This window comes from Rhizobium tibeticum (genome assembly GCF_900110205.1).
GTDB classification, from domain to species: Bacteria; Pseudomonadota; Alphaproteobacteria; order Rhizobiales; family Rhizobiaceae; genus Rhizobium; species Rhizobium tibeticum.
The window spans coordinates 1-2,593 of record NZ_FOCV01000123.1 but is presented as its reverse complement, the minus strand read 5'-3'; the positions used below and the strand labels follow the sequence as shown (position 1 = coordinate 2,593).

General features: G+C 55.1%; 4 protein-coding genes and 2 pseudogenes. 1 reads left to right on the top strand and 5 read right to left on the bottom strand.

The features are described from left to right. Window positions 1-358: pseudogene (locus tag BSG20_RS39120) on the top strand (hypothetical protein); the annotation flags it as partial. 200 nt (window positions 359-558) lie between these two features. On the opposite strand, the gene BSG20_RS38315 reads toward BSG20_RS39120, so the two are convergent. From BSG20_RS38315 to glnQ, 5 genes and pseudogenes are all read right to left on the bottom strand, one after another. After that, on the bottom strand, window positions 559-732 hold the full coding sequence (locus BSG20_RS38315; RefSeq protein WP_342030089.1) for a M24 family metallopeptidase: 174 nt from the start codon (window positions 730-732) through the stop codon (window positions 559-561). A 328-nt stretch (window positions 733-1,060) separates the two neighbouring features. After that, entirely contained in the window at window positions 1,061-1,195 is a 135-nt protein-coding gene (locus BSG20_RS38575; protein WP_280142244.1) for a hypothetical protein, read from the bottom strand. Between the two features lie 58 nt (window positions 1,196-1,253). Further along, complete coding sequence (locus BSG20_RS38310) at window positions 1,254-1,361, bottom strand: hypothetical protein (protein ID WP_244541547.1); 108 nt, start codon at window positions 1,359-1,361, stop codon at window positions 1,254-1,256. Window positions 1,362-1,632: 271 nt separating this feature from the next. Beyond that, window positions 1,633-2,355, bottom strand: a complete 723-nt coding sequence (locus tag BSG20_RS36945; RefSeq protein WP_072382415.1) for an aspartate/glutamate racemase family protein — start codon at window positions 2,353-2,355, stop codon at window positions 1,633-1,635. 146 nt (window positions 2,356-2,501) lie between these two features. Beyond that, window positions 2,502-2,593, bottom strand: a pseudogene (gene glnQ, locus BSG20_RS38305) (glutamine ABC transporter ATP-binding protein GlnQ); the annotation flags it as partial.

The following is a 2,593-nucleotide window of genomic DNA, read 5'->3' as shown; positions in this document are numbered from 1 at the left end:
AAACTGCATCGTCGATTTTGTCCTCATCGATCTCCATGAACCGACATTACCACGCGCGAAAATCAAAATCCCGCGGACTTGCTCGGATGCATACCCGCAGCAGGTAGGTCCAAATGATCGTTTTGCTGATCTTAAGCCGTTCCGATATCGCACGAACGGAAAGGCCCTGTTCGTGCGCCAGTCGCAATATCGATCGATATGTCCTTCACACTTTGTAAGCCTCGCCTGCTTCCGTCTCGCCATTCACCGCACCCCTCTCAATCAGGGTCCAGAATGGCAAACCGGCGCGTGCGAAAGTCGATCTCTTTATCGCCGAAAGCCTGTCCGGGATTTACCGGAATCGCCGTCCGGGAATTAGCGGAAATGCAGTCCCGGACTTAGTGAAATCGCTGTCCGGGATTTAATGGAATCCCTGTCCGCGAATTATCGAAACCCGCAAGCTAGCGGAATTATCGCCCCATGCTGGTGGATATCCCATCCCTAACGGATATCCGGAACAGCTCGTTTTCTCCAGGCCATATCGAGCCAATGCGCGCGTGTAAGCCTCAAATGTCCTCGCTACAATTCCCGGCACTCCCTTCTCGAGGCCAGCCTGCATGCCGTCCAGAGCAGCCTTCTCAGCGTCCAATATCTTTGAGTTGGTTTTCCGAGATAATAGGTTCGCGACAGGGGGCAGTGATAATGCTTGTGAACACCAGCAAGCTCGAAGAAAATGCTTTTGTCGGCTCGAATTGGCCAGTCAGTCCAGGTGAGATGGGGGGTCGAAGCGTCGGCGCCGGGCGAGATTTGGTACGCACGCTGGATAGTCGCCCCAGTAACCGTCCACCCCGCGACCTAGGAGACCTCGGCAATCACGCCGGACTGCTTTACGCCCGGGCCCAGCACTTCGATGACTCGTTGATACATGGCTTCGACGATCTTAGCCGCACCGCGCATGTATTCGATCTCACGCGGCGATTTTGTAAGGCGTTGCCAGTTAATGAGTCTATCGGCCTTTTTAAACTTCCCATTCGGAAGTGACGTTGCAAGCGCTTCAAACGATGCGGCAGAGAAGCAGGAGCTATCCTTTCTCGACGCCGATCGTTGCCGAACGATGCCCCTCATCGGCGATGATATGCCCGAGAACCGACATGGCATGGAGCGTGTCGGACTGGACGTATTCATCTCTTACCACTTTGATTCGATCCTCGCCCATATATGCTGTCCTGCGGCAGCCATTGGCGTCCATGCGCCGGCCGAACCAGAGAGAATCCTTATTTGGTAACTACGACGCCCTGTGGCACGTAGTAGGAGCAACTGTCATAGCCGGTTAGCCAACCCATGTTGGCGGGGTTCGTCACGACGAATAGGTCTACACCCATTTGCTCCATCGCCTTGCGAGCCTCGATCCTTGTATTCAGAAAGACCAAACCGCAACGTTTCTTCGTTCATGATATTTCCTGCCACGATGTTCCCAATTAAAAAAGCGAGCCCGGGGTGACGCGATGTCAATTGCAACCGGCTGCATTGTCACATTGGCGGCCGGCAACTGCTACTGCGCCTCAAACTGACGGCTTCAACCAGGACGTTCGGGAGACAGACCCAAAGCAATGGCGTGCGGGTGCTTGATTGTACTTGCCGCCGTGGTCCTGTTCACGGCAAAACAGAGCTGGATATGGTGGTAAGCGTCAGCCGGCACAGGTCCGTAATGTCGAAAATCGGCAGCCCTGTCGTACGGCGTAGGGCATTTGTCACAACTGGGAAACCCGTGCATTCGAAAAGCAGCATCCCGATCTCAGGATCCATTGCGCGAAGTTGTGCGATGCACGCGGTGACCTCTCGCTCGATTTGATCGACGCTGGTTCGAACGAACGGACGTGCAAGAGTGTTGCGTATGTATTCGCCGCCTTCGATCCCGCCGATCACTACTCTCGCTCGATCTGCCGGATGGTCGAGACCGAAGAGGTCTTTACTGCAGTGTTTTGAGTCAGCCGTTAGTACCGCCAGCTTCCGAGCAGGCGATAGCTGACGCAGTAACATGGGAACAAGGAGCAAACTCGACACCGCTACAGGCACATTGACGGCTGCGGAGATAGCCGCCTGATGCCGTATGAAAAAACCACAGTCGGCTGAGATCACGTCTGCGCTACGTTCGACAAGGCGCCGAGCGGCGGCAGTGCAACTGTCCTCAAGTGTCGGGTCGCCGCGAATAACAATATCCGCGAATGCACCTTCCACCATCTCCGTGATGATTGGTCGGTCAAAGGTCGCCGGATTCAATAGGGACCCTTCCCGTGGAACGTGGCATGGGCTATCGGGCGTCAGTCCTTCATCAAGCTCAAGAATCCCGAGGACGGGGCGACGTAGCAACACCATGGATGACGCTCCTTTCCATCTGATTGCGGGTTTTCAGGCGATATCTCGGCTCAGTCGTGATAGATCTCTATGCGTCGAAGCGAGGATGCTCTACTTCAGCAGATCTACCGGCGATCCCCTAGCCGTCGTCAATTTCGCAAAATCCCTCAGTGCTTAAGGATCTGGCTGAGGAAGAGCTTTGTTCTGTCGTGCTGGGGGTTGGTGAAGAAGTCGTTCGGGGCGGCCTCTTCGACGATCC

Bases quoted from the DNA above. Each gene is read 5' to 3' on its own strand.
- BSG20_RS38575 (WP_280142244.1), bottom strand. From the start codon at position 1,195: ATGGGCGAGGATCGAATCAAAGTGGTAAGAGATGAATACGTCCAGTCC.
- BSG20_RS38310 (WP_244541547.1), bottom strand. From the start codon at position 1,361: ATGGGTGTAGACCTATTCGTCGTGACGAACCCCGCCAACATGGGTTGG.
- BSG20_RS36945 (WP_072382415.1), bottom strand. From the start codon at position 2,355: ATGGTGTTGCTACGTCGCCCCGTCCTCGGGATTCTTGAGCTTGATGAA.